The sequence below is a fragment of the Rhodovarius lipocyclicus genome, from assembly GCF_009900765.1.
Lineage (GTDB): Bacteria > Pseudomonadota > Alphaproteobacteria > Acetobacterales > Acetobacteraceae > Rhodovarius > Rhodovarius lipocyclicus.
Genome location: NZ_JAAABL010000042.1, coordinates 1 through 16,706, shown reverse-complemented (window position 1 = coordinate 16,706; position 16,706 = coordinate 1). Strand labels below are relative to the sequence as shown.

General features: G+C 71.8%; 14 protein-coding genes and 1 pseudogene. 9 read left to right on the top strand and 6 right to left on the bottom strand.

What is annotated here, in order from left to right:
• The 3 genes from GT007_RS18725 to GT007_RS18715 are packed head-to-tail and all read left to right on the top strand — an operon-like array spanning window position 1 to window position 7,873.
• On the top strand, window positions 1-2,418 hold the full coding sequence (locus tag GT007_RS18725) for a PAS domain-containing protein (protein WP_160123190.1): 2,418 nt from the start codon (window positions 1-3) through the stop codon (window positions 2,416-2,418).
• Window positions 2,415-4,193 carry an autotransporter assembly complex protein TamA gene (locus GT007_RS18720; protein WP_160123189.1) on the top strand — a complete coding sequence of 593 codons (1,779 nt, stop codon included), beginning with the start codon at window positions 2,415-2,417 and terminating at the stop codon, window positions 4,191-4,193. Before GT007_RS18725 ends, GT007_RS18720 begins: the two co-directional genes overlap by 4 nt.
• Window positions 4,193-7,873: a translocation/assembly module TamB domain-containing protein gene (locus tag GT007_RS18715; protein WP_160123188.1), complete on the top strand. Its 3,681-nt coding sequence runs from the start codon at window positions 4,193-4,195 to the stop codon at window positions 7,871-7,873. Before GT007_RS18720 ends, GT007_RS18715 begins: the two co-directional genes overlap by 1 nt.
• Before the next feature lie 34 nt (window positions 7,874-7,907).
• Here the strand turns inward: GT007_RS18715 and GT007_RS22240 are convergent, their stop codons facing one another.
• From GT007_RS22240 to GT007_RS18705, 3 genes are all read right to left on the bottom strand, one after another.
• The gene (locus GT007_RS22240) at window positions 7,908-8,072 is read right to left on the bottom strand and encodes a hypothetical protein (protein ID WP_201451980.1); all 165 of its coding nucleotides are present in this window, start codon (window positions 8,070-8,072) and stop codon (window positions 7,908-7,910) included.
• Between the two features lie 68 nt (window positions 8,073-8,140).
• Entirely contained in the window at window positions 8,141-8,776 is a 636-nt protein-coding gene (locus tag GT007_RS18710; protein ID WP_236571750.1) for a sigma-70 family RNA polymerase sigma factor, read from the bottom strand.
• 158 nt (window positions 8,777-8,934) lie between these two features.
• The gene (locus GT007_RS18705; RefSeq protein ID WP_160123187.1) at window positions 8,935-9,429 is read right to left on the bottom strand and encodes a sigma-70 family RNA polymerase sigma factor; all 495 of its coding nucleotides are present in this window, start codon (window positions 9,427-9,429) and stop codon (window positions 8,935-8,937) included.
• A 46-nt stretch (window positions 9,430-9,475) separates the two neighbouring features.
• Here GT007_RS18705 and GT007_RS18700 point away from each other — a divergent pair, with 46 nt between their 5' ends.
• From GT007_RS18700 to GT007_RS18680, 5 genes are all read left to right on the top strand, one after another.
• Window positions 9,476-10,201 (top strand): response regulator, encoded by a 726-nt coding sequence (locus GT007_RS18700; RefSeq protein WP_160123186.1) that lies wholly within the window; start codon window positions 9,476-9,478, stop codon window positions 10,199-10,201.
• A gap of 66 nt (window positions 10,202-10,267) precedes the next feature.
• Window positions 10,268-10,465: a CsbD family protein gene (locus GT007_RS18695; RefSeq protein ID WP_160123185.1), complete on the top strand. Its 198-nt coding sequence runs from the start codon at window positions 10,268-10,270 to the stop codon at window positions 10,463-10,465.
• A gap of 152 nt (window positions 10,466-10,617) precedes the next feature.
• On the top strand, window positions 10,618-10,782 hold the full coding sequence (locus GT007_RS18690; protein ID WP_160123184.1) for a DUF1328 domain-containing protein: 165 nt from the start codon (window positions 10,618-10,620) through the stop codon (window positions 10,780-10,782).
• 2 nt (window positions 10,783-10,784) lie between these two features.
• The gene (locus GT007_RS18685; RefSeq protein WP_160123183.1) at window positions 10,785-11,447 is read left to right on the top strand and encodes a hypothetical protein; all 663 of its coding nucleotides are present in this window, start codon (window positions 10,785-10,787) and stop codon (window positions 11,445-11,447) included.
• Entirely contained in the window at window positions 11,444-13,252 is a 1,809-nt protein-coding gene (locus GT007_RS18680; protein WP_160123182.1) for an ABC transporter ATP-binding protein/permease, read from the top strand. Before GT007_RS18685 ends, GT007_RS18680 begins: the two co-directional genes overlap by 4 nt.
• Window positions 13,253-13,260: 8 nt before the next feature.
• Here the strand turns inward: GT007_RS18680 and GT007_RS18675 are convergent, their stop codons facing one another.
• Window positions 13,261-14,013 (bottom strand): SDR family NAD(P)-dependent oxidoreductase, encoded by a 753-nt coding sequence (locus tag GT007_RS18675; RefSeq protein WP_160123181.1) that lies wholly within the window; start codon window positions 14,011-14,013, stop codon window positions 13,261-13,263.
• Window positions 14,014-14,066: 53 nt separating this feature from the next.
• Window positions 14,067-15,194 (bottom strand): Kelch repeat-containing protein, encoded by a 1,128-nt coding sequence (locus GT007_RS18670; RefSeq protein ID WP_160123180.1) that lies wholly within the window; start codon window positions 15,192-15,194, stop codon window positions 14,067-14,069.
• 106 nt (window positions 15,195-15,300) lie between these two features.
• Between GT007_RS18670 and ubiM the strand changes: the two genes are divergently transcribed.
• Complete coding sequence (ubiM, locus tag GT007_RS18665; protein ID WP_236571749.1) at window positions 15,301-16,467, top strand: 5-demethoxyubiquinol-8 5-hydroxylase UbiM; 1,167 nt, start codon at window positions 15,301-15,303, stop codon at window positions 16,465-16,467.
• A gap of 129 nt (window positions 16,468-16,596) precedes the next feature.
• Here the strand turns inward: ubiM and GT007_RS22595 are convergent.
• A pseudogene (locus GT007_RS22595) lies at window positions 16,597-16,706 on the bottom strand (IS5/IS1182 family transposase); the annotation flags it as partial.

The window sequence follows — 16,706 nt, the reverse complement described above, 5'->3', positions numbered from 1 at the left end:
TTGCCGATTGCCCTGCGTGCCTTGTTCGGGGTGCTGATCGCCCTCATTCCCGCGGCCCTGGTCCAGGCTTTCCTGGAACGGGACATGCGGCAGGAGCGGCGCATCCAGGTAGGCGAGGACGCGATGCGCCTGGTGCGCCTGATCACCGCCCAGCAGATCCGCAACATCGAGGGCGCGCAGCAGATCCTGGCCGCCATGGCAGCCCATGACGCGCTGCGCGCGCTGCGCCCCAGCAACGAATGCAATGCCTTCCTGGCGCGGCTGGTGCAAAGCTATCCGCGCTATCACACCGCCACCCTGTTCGATGCCCAGGGCAACACCCTGTGCTCCGCCCAGCCGGGGATCCGCGCCTTCAGCGTCGCCAACCGCCGCTATTTCCAGGAAGTCCTGCGCACCGGCGGCTTCACGGTCGGCGAATACGCGATCGGGCGCAACACCGGCCAGCGCTCGCTGCACCTGGCCGCCCCCCTACGGCTGGACAATGGCCAGGTGGGCGGGGTGGTGGTGGTGGCCCTCTCGCTCGACTGGCTGATAGAGGATTTGCGCTCCATCCCCCTGCCGCCCAACAGCGCGGCGGCGGTGATCGACCGCGACGGCATCATCCTCGCCCGCTCCATGGAGCCGGAGCGCTATGTCGGCCAGCGGCTGAGCGACGAGCTGCTGAAATATATCAATGCTCCCAGGGCCGGGCTGATCCAGGATTATTCCGTGCAGGGCGTGCGCCGTATCGGCGCCTATGTGCCCACCTCGGAGCCGCCCATGGGGCTGGCCATCGCGCTCGGCATGTCCAGCGACGTCATCATCGATGCCGAGATCGCGCGCGAACGCCGCACGGCCGTGCTGGTGGTGGGCTCCCTGCTGCTGACGCTGGTGCTGGCGGCGGCCATCTTCCACCTGGGGGTGGAACGCCCGGTGGGCCGGCTGCTGGCCGGTGCCCAGGCCTGGTCGCGGCGGGAATGGAACCAGCGTATCGGCAAGATCGGCGGCGGGCGGGAATTCGAGCGCCTGGCCGCCGCCTTCGACACCATGGCCGACGAGGTGCAGCGCGCGGAGCGCGAGCGGGCGAACAGCAGCGTGCGCATGCGCGCCCTGCTGGAGGTCAGCCCCCAGGTGGTGTTCACCGCCGATGCCCGGGGGCGGGTGGATGGGTTGAACGAGTTCTGGCACCGCCTGACCGGCCAGCGCAGCCAGGATGGGCTGGGCCGAGGCTGGCTGCGCGCCGTGCACCCCGATGACCGGCTGCCCACCATGCGCGCCTGGAACGACGCGATCGAGGAAGCCCGGCACGGGCTGAACCCCGATTTCAACGTGGAGCTGCGCCTGCGCCGCGCCAGCGACGAAAGCTGGCGCTGGTTCGTCTGCCGCGGCGCGCCGATCCGCGACGCCGATGGCGCGCTGCTGGCCTGGGTGGGTGTCGCGCTGGACTTCCACGACCTGCGCGCCGCCCAGGAACAGGCGGCCGAGCAGATAGAGCGGCTGGAGGCCACCTATCGCAATGCCTCGGTGGGCTTGTGCCTGGTCAATCCCCGGCTGGAATACATGGCCATCAACGCCGTGCTGGCGGACATGAACGGCGCGCCGCCCGAAGCCCATATCGGCCGCACCATCGAACAGATGGCCTGCCCCGTCTTCGCCTCCCGCATCATTCCGCATATCCGCCGCGCCCTGGCCACTGGGGAAGCGGTGGAGGGCGTGGAGGTGGAGGCCACCGAGGCGGGCTCCGGGGAACGGCGGGTGTGGCTCTGCTCCTTCCAGCCCATGCAGGGCGGGCTCGCGGGGGTTTCGGCCTCCGTGCTCGACATCACGGCGCGCAAGCTGGCGGAGGAGAACCAGCTGCTGCTGGCGCGGGAGGTGGACCACCGCGCCCGCAACGTGCTGGCGGTGGTGCGCGGGCTGGTGCGGGTTTCCGCGGCCGAGGCGAAATACGACACCGACACCCTGGTGGAGGTGCTGGAGGGCCGCATCGCGGCGCTGGCGCGCGTGCACACCCTGCTGTCGCGTGAGCACTGGGCGGGGGCGGAGCTGAGCGAGGTGGTGGAGGAGGAGCTTTCCGCGCATGACCAGCGGCTGCGGTCCTCCGGCCCGCCGGTCCGGCTTTCCGCGACCACCGCGCAGCCCCTGGCGCTGGTGCTGCATGAGCTGGCGACCAACGCGCTGAAATACGGCGCCCTGTCCACCCCGGAAGGCTGGGTGGAGCTGCACTGGGAGCATGAGGGCGATGGGCTGGCCCTGTTCTGGAAGGAACGCGGTGGCCCGCCCATCCAGTCTCCGCCCACCAGCATCGGCTTCGGAACGCAACTGATCGACGCCAATGCCGGTCTGCCACTGGATGGCCATATCGAGCGGCACTGGCAGCCCGATGGCCTGCTCTGCGTGCTGCATATCGGGCCGCGCGCCCTGCTGGCCCAGGCCGCATGAGGCAGCGGCTGTGGCTCGCGGCGCTCGCCTGCACCTTGGCCGCCGAGGCTAGGGCACAGGAGGAAGCCCCCACCCCCACCGCCCCCTATGCCGCGCGCCTCCGCCCCACCGGGGATGCGGCGCTGGACCGGCTGCTGGCGGCGCAATCCCTGCTGATCAGCCAGCAATCCCGCGCGCCCACCGATGCGGAGGGCGTGAGCTCCCGCATCGAGGCCGAGCCCGCCCGGCTGCGCCCGCTGCTGGATGCCGAGGGCTATTACGCCGCCCGTGTTGAGGTGGTGGCCGAGGGCGAGCCGCGCCTGGGCGCCGAACCGCCCCTGCCCATCGAGATCAGGGTCGAGACCGGCCCGCGCTATACGCTGCGCCATGTGGAAACCCTGGGCGGCCCGCCCGTGCCGCTGGCCCCGGGCGGGCCCGCGCGGGCGGAGGCGGTGCTGAGCGCCCAGGCCACGGCGCTGGCCGCGATGCGCGCCATGGGCCGACCGCTGGCGCGGCTCGACCGCCAGGTGACGGTGGACCATGACGCCCAGGCGATGGATGTGGTGTTCACCGCCCAGCCCGGGGCGGTGGCCAACTTCGCGCCCCCGGTGGTGGAGGGCACGGTGCGGGTGGACCCGGAGGTGGTGCGCCGGGTGGCCGATGCGCGCCTCGCGGGCCGCCTCTACGCGCCGGACCGCGCGGCGCGTGCCCGGGCGGATGTGATGGCGCTCGGCCCCTTCTCCTCCGCCCGGATCGAGGAAGGCACGGCGCTGGACGCCGAGGGCCGCCTGCCGGTCACGGTGCGGGTGCAGGAACGGCCCTTCCGCGCGCTCTCGGCCTCCGCGGCCTATGAGACGAATTACGGTGCCTCCCTGCGCGGCGCGTGGGAGCACCGGAACCTGTTCGGGGGCGCGCAGAACCTGCGGGTGGAGGTGGAGGCCTCGCGGCTGGGCAATGCGCTGGACCGAACCAATGCTCGGCTTTCCGTGGGCTACCGCCAGCCCATCCCCTTCGGCTACGACGGTGCCATGGTGCTGAACCTGTCGATCCTGCGCGAACGCCTGGACAGCTACGACCGCGATGCCGTGACGCTGAGCGCGCTGTACGAGCGCCGCTTCGGGGATCGCTGGACCGTCTCGGCGGGGCCGGTCGCCGATATCGGCCGCACCGCCCCGCCCGGCGGGCGGCTGGTCGATTACCAGATCGCGGGCTTTCAGATGCAGGCGCGCTACGACAGCACCGACAGCCTGCTGGACCCGCGCCGGGGCTATCGCGCCGAGGCCCGGCTGACGCCCAGCTATGCCTTCGCGCAGGGCACGCCCTATGCGCCGGTGCGGCTGTCTGGGTCGGCCTATTTCGATCTGTCGGGCAATGGGCGCAGCATATTGGCGGTGCGGGGCGTGTTCGGCTCGCTGCTCAATGCGCGGGCGGGGGATGTACCGGCCAACCAGCGCTTCTACGCGGGCGGCGGCGGGTCCGTGCGCGGCTATGGCTACCAGACCATCGGGCCGCGCGACGCGCGGGGCAAACCGGCGGGCGGGGCCAGCCTGCTGGAGACATCGGTGGAGTTCCGCCAGCGTTTCCTGGACAGTTTTGGCGCCGTGGTCTTCGTGGATGCGGGCGCCGTGGGCGACCGCGCGATGGCACCGACGGATGAGATCCGCGCGGGCGTGGGCGTGGGCCTGCGCTACTACACCGCGATCGGGCCGGTGCGGGCGGATGTGGCGCTGCCGCTGATCCGCCAGCAGGGCAGTTCGGGCTTCGGGGTGTATCTCGGCCTGGGGCATGCCTTCTGATGCGGCGGGCGTTGCTGTGGTTCGGGCTGGCGCTGCTGGGTGCCGGGGGCGTGCTGCTGGCGACCCCGGCGGGGGTGCGGCTGGCGGAAAACCTGGCGCCGCGCTTCGTGCCCGGGCTGGTGCTGCGCGGCGCCGGGGGCACGCTGCTGGGCGGTCTCTCCGTGCGGGAACTGGCGCTGTCGGACGCCGCCGGGGAATGGCTGCGGCTGGAGGGGCTGCGCCTGGACTGGACGTGGCGCGCCCTGCTGGAACGCCGCCTGCAACTGGACCTGCTGGCCGCCGACCGGCTGAGCGTGAGCCGCCCGCCCCTGCCTGCCGAACCCACGCCGAGCGCGGCTTCCAGCGGCACCGGCATGCCCAGCCTGCCGCTGGCCGTCGCTCTGGAACGGCTCTCCCTGCCGCGCATCGAACTGGGCGAGGCGATGCTGGGCCGCCCGGCGAGCCTGTCGCTGGAAGGCCGCGCCGCCCTGGCCAATGGCCGGCTGGACAGCAGCCTGAACGCCCGCCGTCTGGATGCCCCGGGCAGCCTGACGCTGACCGCCCGCGCCGACACCCAGGGGCTGGCCGCGAACCTGACCGCCGAGGAACCCGCCGGCGGCATCGTCGCGGGCTTCCTGGCGCTGGAGGACGCGCCCCTGCGCCTGGCCTTGCGGCTGGATGGCCCCTGGCAGGGCGCGCGCTGGGGGCTCGACGCCGCGCTGGGCACCGCAACCGCGCAGCTGGGCGGTGAGATCGCGGAGGCCGGGGACGGTCTGCGCCTGACGCTGGCGGGGCATGTGGTGCCCGGCCCGCTGGCGCCCGCCGAATTCGCGGCCCTGACCCCGCGCATCGATCTGGATGTGGCCGCCCGCCGCGCGGGCGATGGCGGCATGACGCTGGAAAAACTGGTCATCGCCACGCCGGATATCCGGGCGGAGGCGGAGGGCACGCTCTCGGCGGCGAATGCGCTGGCCGCCCGCTGGCGGCTGGCGCCGCTGGCACCAGAGCCCTTCGCGCGCTGGCTGCCGCCAGGGGTCAGTTGGGCCACGCTCTCGGCCACGGGCGAAGTGACCGGCACCCCCGACGCCCCGCACCTGACCGCCGACATCACCGCCGAGCGCCCCGTCACCGGCAGCCAAGCCGACGCCCTGCTGGGGGAGCGCGCCACGCTGCACGCCGAGGCCACCCTGCCCGAACGCCGCGTCTCCCTGCGCCTGGCCGCCGCAAAGCTGGAGGCCACGCTGGCCGGCGTGGCGGCCGAGCCGCTGGACCTCGCCTTCACCGCCGCCCTGCATGACCCGCCGGGCGGCGAGGGGCGGCTCGCCACCGAGGGCCGCATCACCGGCGCCCTGGCCGAACCGCGCGTGCGGGCCCGCGTGGCCACCGAGGATTTCGCCGTGGCGGGCCGCCGCCTGACTGGCTTCACGCTGGAGGCCGATGCCTCGATGACCGGCGCGCATCTGGCGGCGCAAGGCGGGCTGGACGGCGCGCCGCTGGCCCTGCGGCTGGATGTGGCGCGGGAGGGCGAGGCGATCCGCCTTTCCGGCGTCTCGGGCAGTTGGAAGGGCGTGGAATTGTCGGGTGAGGGCGCGGGCGCCCTGCCCCGCGGCCCCTTCACCGGGCAGTTGATGGCCCGCGCGCCGGACCTGTCGGCGCTGGGGCTGGGGCTGGTGGGGCGGCTGGAATTCTCCGCCCGCGCCCGCGCCATTCCGGGCGCCAGCGGCCCGGCGGCGCAGGGGCTGGAATTGCGCCTGCAAGCCCAGGGGGCGGGCACCGCCGCCGCGCGGGGGGACGCGACGCTTGCGGCCCAGGGCAGCCTGGACGGGCTGGACATCACGCTGAACGCGCGCGGCGCCGGCGCCACCCTCGCGCTCGCCGGCCGGCTGCGGGAACAGGCGGGGGTGGAGCTGGCGCTGAACCGGCTGGAGATGGGCTTCGCCGAGGACGGGCTGCGCCTGGCCGCCCCCACCCGCATCAGCGCCAATGAGGCGGGGCAGATCACCATCGCCCCCACCCGGCTGGCCAGCCGGCGCGGCGGCACGCTGAACCTGCGGGGCACCGCCAGTCAGGCCGCCCTGGCGCTGGACCTGGACGCGAACGCGGTGCCGCTCGCGCCCTTCTCGGGCGGGATGGCGCAGGGCAGCGTCTCCGGCCGGGTGCAGCTGACGGGCAGCGCGGCGGCGCCGCATGCCGCGGTCTCGCTGCGCGGCAGCGGGCTGCGCGCGGCCCAGGCCCCCGCCAGCGCCCTGCCCGCCGCCGAGCTGACCCTGACCGCGGAGGCCACCCCCCAGACCCTGCAGGCCGAGGCCCGCATCACCGCCGGCACCATGGCCCGGCTGACACTGGTGGCGAACCAGCCGCGCGGCCTCGGCCCCGCCTTTCCCGTCGAGGCGCGGATCACCGGCCCGCTCGACCTGGGCCAGGCGGCGCGGCCGTTCCTGGCGGCGGGTGCCGACCGGGTGACGGGGCAGGCGCAGATCGACCTGTCCATGTCCGGCACGGCGGCGGCACCCCGGCTTTCGGGCGGCGTCACGCTGTCCGGCGGGGCCTATGCCAATCCGGTGACGGGGGTGCGGCTGTCGGGCATCGGCGGGCGGATCGAGGCACAGGGCGAGCGCCTGGTCATCCCCGGCATTACCCTGCGGAGCGAGGCCGGGGGGCGGGCCAACCTGTCCGGGTGGCTCGAACCGCTCTCACCCAACCTGCCGGTGGAACTGCGCCTGACGGCGGAGGCGCTGCGCCCGGTCAATGGCGGCATCGCCGATGCCACGCTGGACGCGAACCTGACCGCCAGCGGCCCGCTGCTGGATGGCGGCAAGCTGGCGGGCAACATCACGCTGCGCCGCGCGGAACTGCGCCTGCCCGAGCAGGTGGGCGGTTCCGCCGCCAGCCTGGGCGTGGTGCGGGAGGTCGGCCGCACGCCCCCCGGCCGCCCGCGCCCGGTGCTGGCGCCGCCACCCCGCCCCGGGCCGCCGTCCCGGCCGCCCTTGCCGCTGGCCCTCGATGTCACGCTCTCCGCCCCACGCGCCATCTTCGTGCGCGGGCGCGGGCTGGAGGCGGAGCTGGGCGGCGAGATCCGGGTGACCGGCACCGCCGAGGCCCCGCAGCCCCAGGGCGAGTTCCGCCTGCGGCGCGGCAGTTTCGACCTGGCGGGGCGCAACCTGAACTTCACGCGCGGCGTGGCCACGCTGGACGGCAACAGCTTCCTGCCCAGCCTGGATTTCCTGGCCACCGCCACCAGCCGCAGCCACACCATCACCCTGACGGTGAAGGGCAGCCCCACCGCCCCCGAGATCACGGTCGGCGCGGTGCCCGAACTGCCGCAGGACGAGGCGCTGGCCCGCCTGCTGTTCGACCGGGAGGTGACGCGCCTGTCGCCGTTCGAGGCCGCGAGCCTAGCCCAGGCCGTGGCGCAGCTGGCCGGCCTCTCGCCCCCGGGCGGCGGCGTGCTGGACCGGCTGCGCAGCGCGGCGGGGCTCGACCGGCTGGGGGTCGCGGGGAATGGTTCCACCGGGGCGACGGTGGAGGCCGGGCGCTATGTCGCGCCGGGCGTGTTCCTGGGCATCCGCCAGGGTACCTCGGGCGGCGCGCCGGGCGTGGGGGTGCAGGTGGAGCTGGCGCCCCGGCTGCGGCTGGAAGGGGAAACCCAGACCGGCCCGGCCGGCGACCGCCTCGGCCTCAGCTGGGAGATGGAATATTGAAAAACCCGCCTCCCTGATGTGGGGGGCGGGTTGATCAGCTTTGCCGGTCCTTGTCGATCAGGGCCAGCAATTCAGGTGGTATGGGCTCACGCGCGACATCATCGAACATGTCATGCAGGCCGCGCTTCAACCAGAGGTCGAAGGCGTCCCGCGGGGAGGAGTTCCTCCCCTTACGTGCCTGAGCAGGGCGCGCGGGCATCTTTCCATCACCTCCTGAAGGGGTATCGCTCACTTCTTCCTCAGTCCCCGGGCGTCAGGCCCGCGATGTCAGTGCTGCAAGGAAACCCCTGCCTCGGCACCTTTTATGTTACGCGCATCACGCCCGCGTGCGCTAGCGGTCATCGCAACGCGCGTGGCCTTCGCACGGGTGGGGGCCTCATCGCCCATCAGCCAGGCCTGCAACTGCTTGCGGGCGCGGAAGACGCGGCATTTCAGCGTGCCCACGGCAACCCCCAGCTGCTCGGACACTTCCTCATAGGACATGCCCTGCACCGTGATCATCATCAGGGCCAGGCGCTGGTCGGCGGGCAGCCGCGCCAGGTTCCGGCGCAATTCCTGCATCACCAGATTGTCTTCCTGGCCGCCGCTGCGGGCGAACAGTTCCTGGGGCGCATCCTCGATCGCCACCGTCTCACGCCGGCGGCGCATGTCCGACAGGAAGCGGTTGCGCACGATGCGCAGCATCCATGCCTTGAAATTGGTGCCGACCTGGAAGCTGGTCTTGGCGGCCAGGGCATTGCCCACGGCGGCCTGGACCAGATCATCCGCGTCGGCGCGGTTGCGCGTCAGCGCATAAGCCTGCTGTCGCAGGGAGGGGAGGACGTTCACCAGAGCCTCATGGAAATCCCATTCGGTCTCGTCGATGGTGGTCACGTCCCGCGTCATGGTCTGGTTCAGCGTCATGCCTCTGCTCCGTTCCTGCAGCATCAACGCCCGGTGCGAAGGATTGGTTGCCACCGCCGCGAAAAATACGCGCATGCCAGACATGCGTTTTTCGCATGCAACTCCGGAAGCCGGCGGGTCGTTCCGCCTGCATGCCATTTTCCCGCACCGCCGCCTGGTCAGCCGAGCGCCGCCGCATGGGCCGCGCGCAGCCTGGCCCGGCCGCGAGACACCCGCGCCTTGATCGTGCCCTCGGCCACGCCGCAGATCACGGCGGCCTCGGCCATGCTGAAGCCCTGCGCGCTGAGCACCAGCGCCTCGCGCTCCAGCGGCGGCAGCAGCCGCAGCGCGGCCACCAGTTCCAACCGTCCGGTGGCGCTGAGGTTGCGTGCTTCCTCGCCGCCCGAGAGTTCTTCCTCCATCGCCCGCTGCCGCCGCCCGCGCCTGAGGCCCGAGAGCCAGCCATGCCGCAATATGGTGAACAGCCAGGCGCGCGGGTCCTCGCCCTCCCGCCACTGGTCCTCATGCGCCAGGGCGCGGATCACGGCATCCTGCACCAGGTCGTCCGCCTGGGCCGCGTCGCGCACCAGGCCGCGGGCATAGGCGCGCAACGGGCCCAGCAGCCCCGGCAGGTGGTCTCGCAGACGGTCACCTGGCGCGCGCGTGCTTGTCATCCGGCCTATTCTCACATTGAATCCATGTCCCGTCAGGAGTGCCACGATGCCGATGCTTGATACCGAGGCGCTGAAGGCCTCCCTGCCCTTCGCACGCCGCTTCGCCCGGGCGCTGACCGGGGATCAGGCGCGGGGGGATGCTGTCGTCGCCGCCTGCCTGCGCCATGGCCTGCCGGACCTGCCGGGCCATCTGGCCCTGCACGCCGCCATCGCGCGCGAAGTGCCCGAGGACCCGTCGAGCGCCGTGGAACCGCTCTCGGCCATCCAGCGCCGGCTGATGCTGCTGACCGCGCTGGAGGAGCTGAGCCTGGAGGACACCGCGCTGGTGCTGGGGCTGAGCGAGGCCGAGGCCACCGCCGAACTCGCCGCCGCGCGGGAGAACCTGAAGCGCGCGGCCACCACCGATGTCCTCATTATCGAAGACGAGCCGCTGATCGCCATGGACCTGCGCATCCTGGTGCAGCAATGCGGCCACCGGGTGGTGGGCCTGGCGGCGTCGGAGGACGCGGCCCTGCAACTGGCCGAGCAGCACCGCCCCGGGCTGATCCTGGCCGACATCAACCTCGGCCGGGGCGGGGATGGCATGAACGCCGTGCGCCGCATCCTGCGCATCAGCCATGTGCCGGTGATCTTCATCACCGCCTATCCGCAGAAGCTGCTGACGGCGGAGGGGCTGGAACCCGCCTTCGTCATCAACAAGCCCTTCGACCGGCTCTCGGTCTCGATCGCCACCTATCAGGCGGTCTCGGCGGGAAAAGTGCCGATCGCCTGAAACCGCCCGGGCATAGCGGCGTTTTTCCTGCAGGCCACACAACACGGCCGAAAGAAGGAGAAACGCATGAACTGGGACACCATCAAGGGCAACTGGAAACAGGCCACCGGCAAGGTGAAGGAGCAGTGGGGCAAGCTGACCGATGACGACCTGACGGTCATCGAAGGCCGCCGCGACCAGCTCGTGGGCCGCATCCAGGAACGCTACGGCGTGGCCAAGGATGAGGCCGAGCGCCAGGTGAAGAGCTGGGAAGACCAGCACTAACCTTCCAAGCCAGTCACAAGGGACGCCGCCGGTGGAAACGCCGGCGGCGTCCTGCGTTCAGGGCCCCGGCGCAAAGTTCTGAAAATAAGAAGAAACCCGATCGGCACCGGCGCGTTCTTCTCCCGGAACAACCAAACGGAAGGATCGCCAACATGCTCTACTGGGCCCTGGTCTTCCTGGTCGTGGCGCTCGTCGCCGGCGTACTGGGCTTCGGCGGCATCGCCTCTACCGCGAGCGGCATCGCGCGCGTGCTGTTCTTCGTCTTCCTGGTGCTGTTCGCCGTGGCCTTGCTGACTGGCCGTGGCGTGAGCCTGTAGCGATGCGCCGGCGCGCCTTGGCCCTGGGGGCGGTACTGGCGGCCCCGCTGGCCGCCCCTGCCATACTGCCCCGTGGGGCCTTCGCGCGCGACGCGCGCCGGGTGTGGTTCGACCCGGCGCAATTGCCTTCCTATTCCGGGCGGCTGGAACGCTGGCTGATCAACCCGGCGGGCGAGACCGACCGCGCCCTGTTGCGCGAAGGCGCGCAGATCATCTTCCCCGCCGCCGAGGCCGAGGAGCTGATGGCCGCCGTGAAGCCCGGCGAGGGGCTGATCACCTGGGGTGTGCGGGCGCGCTCCGCCCCGGTCATCACCATGCTGGCCTGGGCGCGCAATGAGCATGAGCCCGCCAATTTCGTCCGCCAGCCCAGCTGGTTCGCGCCCACCCGCCAGGGGCGCGAGCCGCGCGCGGTGTCCGGGCGCGTGGCCCAGCCGCTGCTGACCCCGCAGGGCGAATCCATCGGCGTCATCCTGGAAAACGGCGCGGTGGTGCGCCTGGCCGCCGAGACCCACGCCGCGCTGGCCGCGCGGCTGCTGCCCGGCGCCAGCCTGGCGGCCGAGGGCCCGGGCAGCGCCGCGCGCGACCTGGTGGCGCTGGATGCCCTGCGCCTGGGCCCTACCCCCGAACAGCTCGAACCCATCCCCCAGCCGGAACGACGTCCATGAGCGAAAACCGGCAGGAACGCCCCGCCCGGCAATTCCTGCGCCTATTCTTCCTGTGGCTGCGCGCGCCGGACCGCGGCACGGCGCGCTGGCTGATCTTTCTGCTGCTGGCGCTGACCTGCGCGCAGGTCGTGGTGCAGATCCGCTTCAACCTGTGGAACCGGGATTTCTTCAACGCGCTGGAAAACCGCGATAGCGCGGCCTTCCGCAACCAGATCCTGGTCTTCCTGCTGCTGGCCGCGGCTTCCATGGCGGCCGCGGTGTACCAGCTCTATTTCAAGCAGCTTATCCAATTGCGCTGGCGCGAATGGCTGACGGGATACCTGCTGGAAGGCTGGCTGCGCGACGGGCGGCAATACCAGCTGGAACTGCTGGAATCGGAGGCCGACAACCCGGACCAGCGCATCGCCGAGGACGTGCGCATCGCCACCGACCTGGCGGTGGAATTCGTCACCGGCCTGCTGAACTCGCTGCTGATGTTCCTGGCCTTCGTGGGTATTCTCTGGACGCTGTCGGGCCCGCTGCACGTGGCGTTCAGCGGCATCGACCTCTCCATCCCCGGCTACATGGTCTGGGCCGCGCTGCTCTATGCCACGCTCGGCACCACGCTGACCTGGTGGGTCGGCCGGCCCATGGTGGCGCTGAATGTGGAGCGCACGACGCGGGAGGCGGATTTCCGCTTCGCCATGGTCCGCGCGCGGGAATCCGGCGAGGGCATCGCCTTCGTCGGCGGCGAGGCGGATGAGCGGCGCGGCATCCAGGCCGGGTTTGGGCGGGTGCGCGACGCGGTGCAGGCGCTGATGCGCAGCCAGCGCAACCTGATGTGGCTGACCAGCGCCTATGGCACGCTGGCCATGATCTTTCCCACCATCGTGGCCTCGCCCGGCTATTTCGCGGGCGTGATCACGCTGGGCGGGCTGATGCAGATCGGCGCGGCCTTCGGCCAGGTGCAGGCGGCGCTGAACTGGTTCGTGAACAATGTCTCAGGCATCGCCGAATGGCGCAGCGCGGTGGAGCGGCTGGCGGTGTTCGAAGGGGCCGTGGCCCAGCTCTCGGGCCTGGCCGCGGACCCGGACCAGCCCACCATCACGGTGACCGAGGGCGACGGCTCCATCCTCGCCTTCCGCAATCTGGAGGTCGCCTTCGCCTCCGGCACCACGGTTATCGCCGATGCCTCGGCCGAGATCCATGCGGGAGAGCGGGTGCTGATCAAGGGCGAATCGGGCACCGGCAAATCCACCCTGTTCCGCGCCATCGGCGGCCTGTGGCCCTGGGGCGCGGGCGAGATCGTGGTGCCGCCCGCGGGCCAAGCGCGCTTCCTGCCGCAGCGCCCCTATCTGCCGCTGGGCACGCTGCGCTTCGTCCTCGGCTATCCCACCCCGCCCGAGGGCTTCACCGATGAGCAGATGCGCGAGGTGCTGACCAAGGTGGGGCTGGAGCGGCTGGGCGACCAGCTGGACGAGGAGGAACGCTGGGACCGTTCCCTGAGCCTGGGCGAGCAGCAGCGCGTGGCCTTCGCGCGGCTGCTGCTGCACCGCCCGCAATGGGTGTTCCTGGATGAGGCGACCTCCGCGCTGGATGAGGCGAACCAGGACGCGATGATGGAATTGCTGCTGGAGGAATTGCCGGACGCGGCCGTGATCTCCATCGGCCACCGCCCGGGGCTGGAACGCTTCCACGAGCGCACGCTGACCCTGCGCCGTTCGGATCAGGGCGCGCGGCTGAGCCTGCCGGAAGTGCGGCGCGTGGTGGGTGCCAGCTATCGCCTGCCGCCTGTGCCGCGCCCCAGGCTGCTGGGCGCGGATTGAGGCGCCGGCTACCGCGCCGTGTAGCCGCCATCCACCAGATGGTAGCTGCCGGTGATGAAGGCCGCGCGGTCCGAGAGGAGGAAGCAGGTCAGGGCCGAGACCTCCCGCGCGGTGCCGAGCCTGCCGGCGGGGTGCAGGGTCTTGAGGCCGTCATGGGTTTCCCGGTCGAAGCGCGACAGCAGCGGCGTGTCGATATAGCCGGGCCCGACCGCGTTCACCCGCACGCCCTGGCCTGCATATTCCAGCGCCACCGCCTTCGTCAGCCCCACCACCCCGTGCTTGGCGGCCACATAGGCCACGGCGCCCGGCGTGCCGACACTGCCCAGGATGGAGGACATGTTCACGATCGCGCCCCCGCCCGCGCGCAACATCGCCGCGACCTGATACTTCGTGCAGTGGAACACGCTGGTCAGGTTGACGTCGATGATCCGCTGCCAGCTGTCCAGCGGGTAGTCGGCGGTGTTCACCCGCGCGCCGGCGATGCCCGCATTGTTCACCGCCAGGTGCAGCGCGCCGAAGTGGCTTTCGGCCAGCGCCACCATCGCCTGCACGGCGGCGGGGTCCGTCACGTCGGCCTGGTGCGCCAGCGCCTGGCCGCCCGCGGCGCGGATGGCGGCCGCGGCGCGCTCCGCCGCCTCCGCCTTCAGGTCGCTGACCAGGAGCCGGGCGCCGCCCTCGGCCAGTTCCATGGCCACGGCCTCGCCGATCCCCGATCCGGCGCCGGTCACCAGCGCCACCTTGCCCGCGAAAGGCTGATCCATCCTGTGCTTCCCCCTGCCCCATGCGCGCTTGGCGGCGCATCCATGGGGCGAGCCTAACCCAAGGTAAAGGCCTCGTGCACCGCCGACTGCACAGCCCCGCCCAGCACCGCGCCCCCGCCCGCTACCAGGATCCAATCCCCGATCGCGGTGGCCGCCACCGCGTGGCGCGGCGTGGGCATGGGGGCGTGGCTCTGCCAGCTGTCGGCGGCGGGGTCGTAGCTTTCCATCTGCCCGAACACCCTGGCATCGCGGGAGACACCGCGCTCGATGATGCCGCCCTCGCCCCCCATGCAGAAGAACCGCCCCCGATACAGCACCATGCCGTGGCCAGAGCGCGGGGTGGGCAGGGGCGCCCGTTCCTCCCACGTGTCGCGGGCGGGCAGGTACACGTGGTGCAGGCCGGTGTTGTACTGGAAGGTGTTGAAGCGCCCGCCCACCACATGGATCAGGCCATTATGCGCCACGCAGCCCACATGGTCGCGCGCGCCGGGCAGCGGGCGGCGGCGCTCCCATTTGTCGGCCGCCGGGTCGTACACCTCATGCCAGCCGATGCTGGCGCGCTCGTCGGCCGGGTCCGTCGCGCCGCCGATCAGGTGGATCTTGCCGTCCAGTTCCACCGCCGCGGCCGCCGCGCGGGGGCGCGGCAGGGGGGCGATGGCGCTCCAGCGGTCGGCCGCGACATCATAGGCATAGGCATGGTCGTCGCAGGCGCGGTTCTGCTCGATGAAGCCGCCCAGCGCGTAGACGCGGCCGGCATGGGCGATCACCGCCACATGGTTGGCCCCGCGCGGCAGGGGTGCGGCATCGAACCAGGCATTGGCGGCGGGGTCGTAGATGGTGTGATAGGCGCGGTTCACCTGCCCCTCGCCATAACCGCCGACCACATGCATGCGGTTGGCCCAGGCGGTGGCCCAGGCCATCTCGCTGCGCGGGATGGGCATGTCGGCACGGGTTTCCCAGCGGCCTTGCGGCCCCGGGAGTGCCGGGCTGTCCGTCACGCGCTGGGCGGCCTGCTGCGGCGTGATGTGGTGCGGCGCGCCGCCCTGGAACAGGTTGCTGAACGGGTTGGGCGAAGGCTGCATGGGCCGCAGCGTCGGCCCGTGGTGCTGATGGGCGGGTTGGGCGGCCGCCTGGCCGGCCAGCATGGCGCCGGCGGCGCCCAGCATGTGGCGTCGGTGCATTGGATGTCTCCCCGGAAAGGCCTCGGCGGAAATGTGTGTGGAGGTGCCGCCAACCCGCAAGGGGATTTGCGGCAGGTCATGTTGCGTTTCGCCGGGGCGCACTAACATGCAGGCCATGCTGGAATACGATATCGCCGTGATCGGCGCGGGCCCCGTCGGCCTCGCCTTCGCCCAGGCCCTGCGGGGCAGCGGCCTGCATGTGGGCCTGTTCGAGCGCGCGCCCGAAGCCGCCATCGCCAACCCGGCCTTCGACGGGCGGGAAATCGCGCTGACGCACCATTCGCAAAAACTGATGCGCGACTATGGCGCCGGCGCGGCCCTGGAGGATGGCGCCCCCCTGCGGGAGGCCCGGGTGCTGGATGGCGGCAGCCCCTTCGCCCTGCGCTTCAACGCCGAGGGCGACAAGGCCGGCGCGCTGGGCCTGCTGGTGCCCAACCACCGCATCCGGCAGGAATTGTTCAACGCCGTGCGCGCCGATGCCAGCGCGGAGCTGCACACCGGCGCCGAGGTCACGGCCCTGTCCACCGACCCGCGTGAGGGGCGGATGACGCTGGCCGATGGCCGCGAGGTGCGCGCCCGGCTGATCGTGGCCGCCGACACCCGGTTTTCCGAGAACCGCCGCCGCATGGGCATCGGCGCGCGGATGCTGGATTTCGGCAGTTCCATGATGGTGGCGCGCGTGGCGCATGAGAAACCGCACCAGGCCATCGCCACCGAATGGTTCGGCCACGGACAGACCGTGGCGATGCTGCCGCTGGCGGGCGATGTCTCCTCCTTCGTGCTGACGCTGCCCACGCCGCGGATCACCCAGCTGATGGAGGCCACGCCCGAGGAATTCGCCGCCGACGCCACCCGCCGCACCCAGTCCCGCTGGGGCGCGATGGAGCTGGTGGCCACGCGCCATGCCTATCCGCTGGTCGCGGCTTATGCCCATCGCTTCGTCGGGCGGCGCTTCGCGCTGCTGGGCGATGCGGCGGTGGGGATGCACCCGGTCACCGCCCATGGCTTCAACTTCGGCCTGGCCGGGGCGGAACGGCTGGCCAGCGAGATCCGCGCGGCGCGCGACGTGGCCGATACCGCCGCCCTGCTGCGCTTCGAAAGCCGGCACCGGCGCGGCACCTTCCCGCTGTTCACCGCGACCAACACCATCGCGAAGCTCTACACCGACGACCGTGCCCCCGCGCGGCTGCTGCGCGGTGCCGCGATGCGGCTCGGCGCGGTGCTGAAGCCGGTGCGGCAGGCAGTGGCCGCGCAGCTGATGGACGTGCGATAGGAGGGGTCAGGTCAGGGGCTCCGCCCCCGACACCCCCGCCAGGACCGTGCTCGGTCCTGGACCTAGAGCTGTTGGCGCCACATCTTGGGAAGGTGTTTCCCATTGATTTTTATTAGGGCTTGTTGAGATTCATCGTGACCGTATGACGGCTGCGGCGAGATAGATCATGGCGGCGAATGAGCTGTCTGTTTTGTCGCTACGCAGTGCGATCCGTTTGAATTCCTTGAGTTTGGCGAAGA

What these genes read in the sequence shown, in the direction of transcription:
- GT007_RS18720 (WP_160123189.1), top strand. Translation starts at nt 2,415, where the DNA reads ATGAGGCAGCGGCTGTGGCTCGCGGCGCTCGCCTGCACCTTGGCCGCC.
- GT007_RS18690 (WP_160123184.1), top strand. Translation starts at nt 10,618, where the DNA reads ATGCTCTACTGGGCCCTGGTCTTCCTGGTCGTGGCGCTCGTCGCCGGC.
- GT007_RS18705 (WP_160123187.1), bottom strand. Translation starts at nt 9,429, where the DNA reads ATGACAAGCACGCGCGCGCCAGGTGACCGTCTGCGAGACCACCTGCCG.
- ubiM (WP_236571749.1), top strand. Translation starts at nt 15,301, where the DNA reads ATGCAGGCCATGCTGGAATACGATATCGCCGTGATCGGCGCGGGCCCC.
- GT007_RS18710 (WP_236571750.1), bottom strand. Translation starts at nt 8,776, where the DNA reads ATGACGCTGAACCAGACCATGACGCGGGACGTGACCACCATCGACGAG.
- GT007_RS18715 (WP_160123188.1), top strand. Translation starts at nt 4,193, where the DNA reads ATGCGGCGGGCGTTGCTGTGGTTCGGGCTGGCGCTGCTGGGTGCCGGG.
- GT007_RS18700 (WP_160123186.1), top strand. Translation starts at nt 9,476, where the DNA reads ATGCCGATGCTTGATACCGAGGCGCTGAAGGCCTCCCTGCCCTTCGCA.
- GT007_RS18670 (WP_160123180.1), bottom strand. Translation starts at nt 15,194, where the DNA reads ATGCACCGACGCCACATGCTGGGCGCCGCCGGCGCCATGCTGGCCGGC.
- GT007_RS18685 (WP_160123183.1), top strand. Translation starts at nt 10,785, where the DNA reads ATGCGCCGGCGCGCCTTGGCCCTGGGGGCGGTACTGGCGGCCCCGCTG.
- GT007_RS18680 (WP_160123182.1), top strand. Translation starts at nt 11,444, where the DNA reads ATGAGCGAAAACCGGCAGGAACGCCCCGCCCGGCAATTCCTGCGCCTA.
- GT007_RS18695 (WP_160123185.1), top strand. Translation starts at nt 10,268, where the DNA reads ATGAACTGGGACACCATCAAGGGCAACTGGAAACAGGCCACCGGCAAG.
- GT007_RS18675 (WP_160123181.1), bottom strand. Translation starts at nt 14,013, where the DNA reads ATGGATCAGCCTTTCGCGGGCAAGGTGGCGCTGGTGACCGGCGCCGGA.
- GT007_RS22240 (WP_201451980.1), bottom strand. Translation starts at nt 8,072, where the DNA reads ATGCCCGCGCGCCCTGCTCAGGCACGTAAGGGGAGGAACTCCTCCCCG.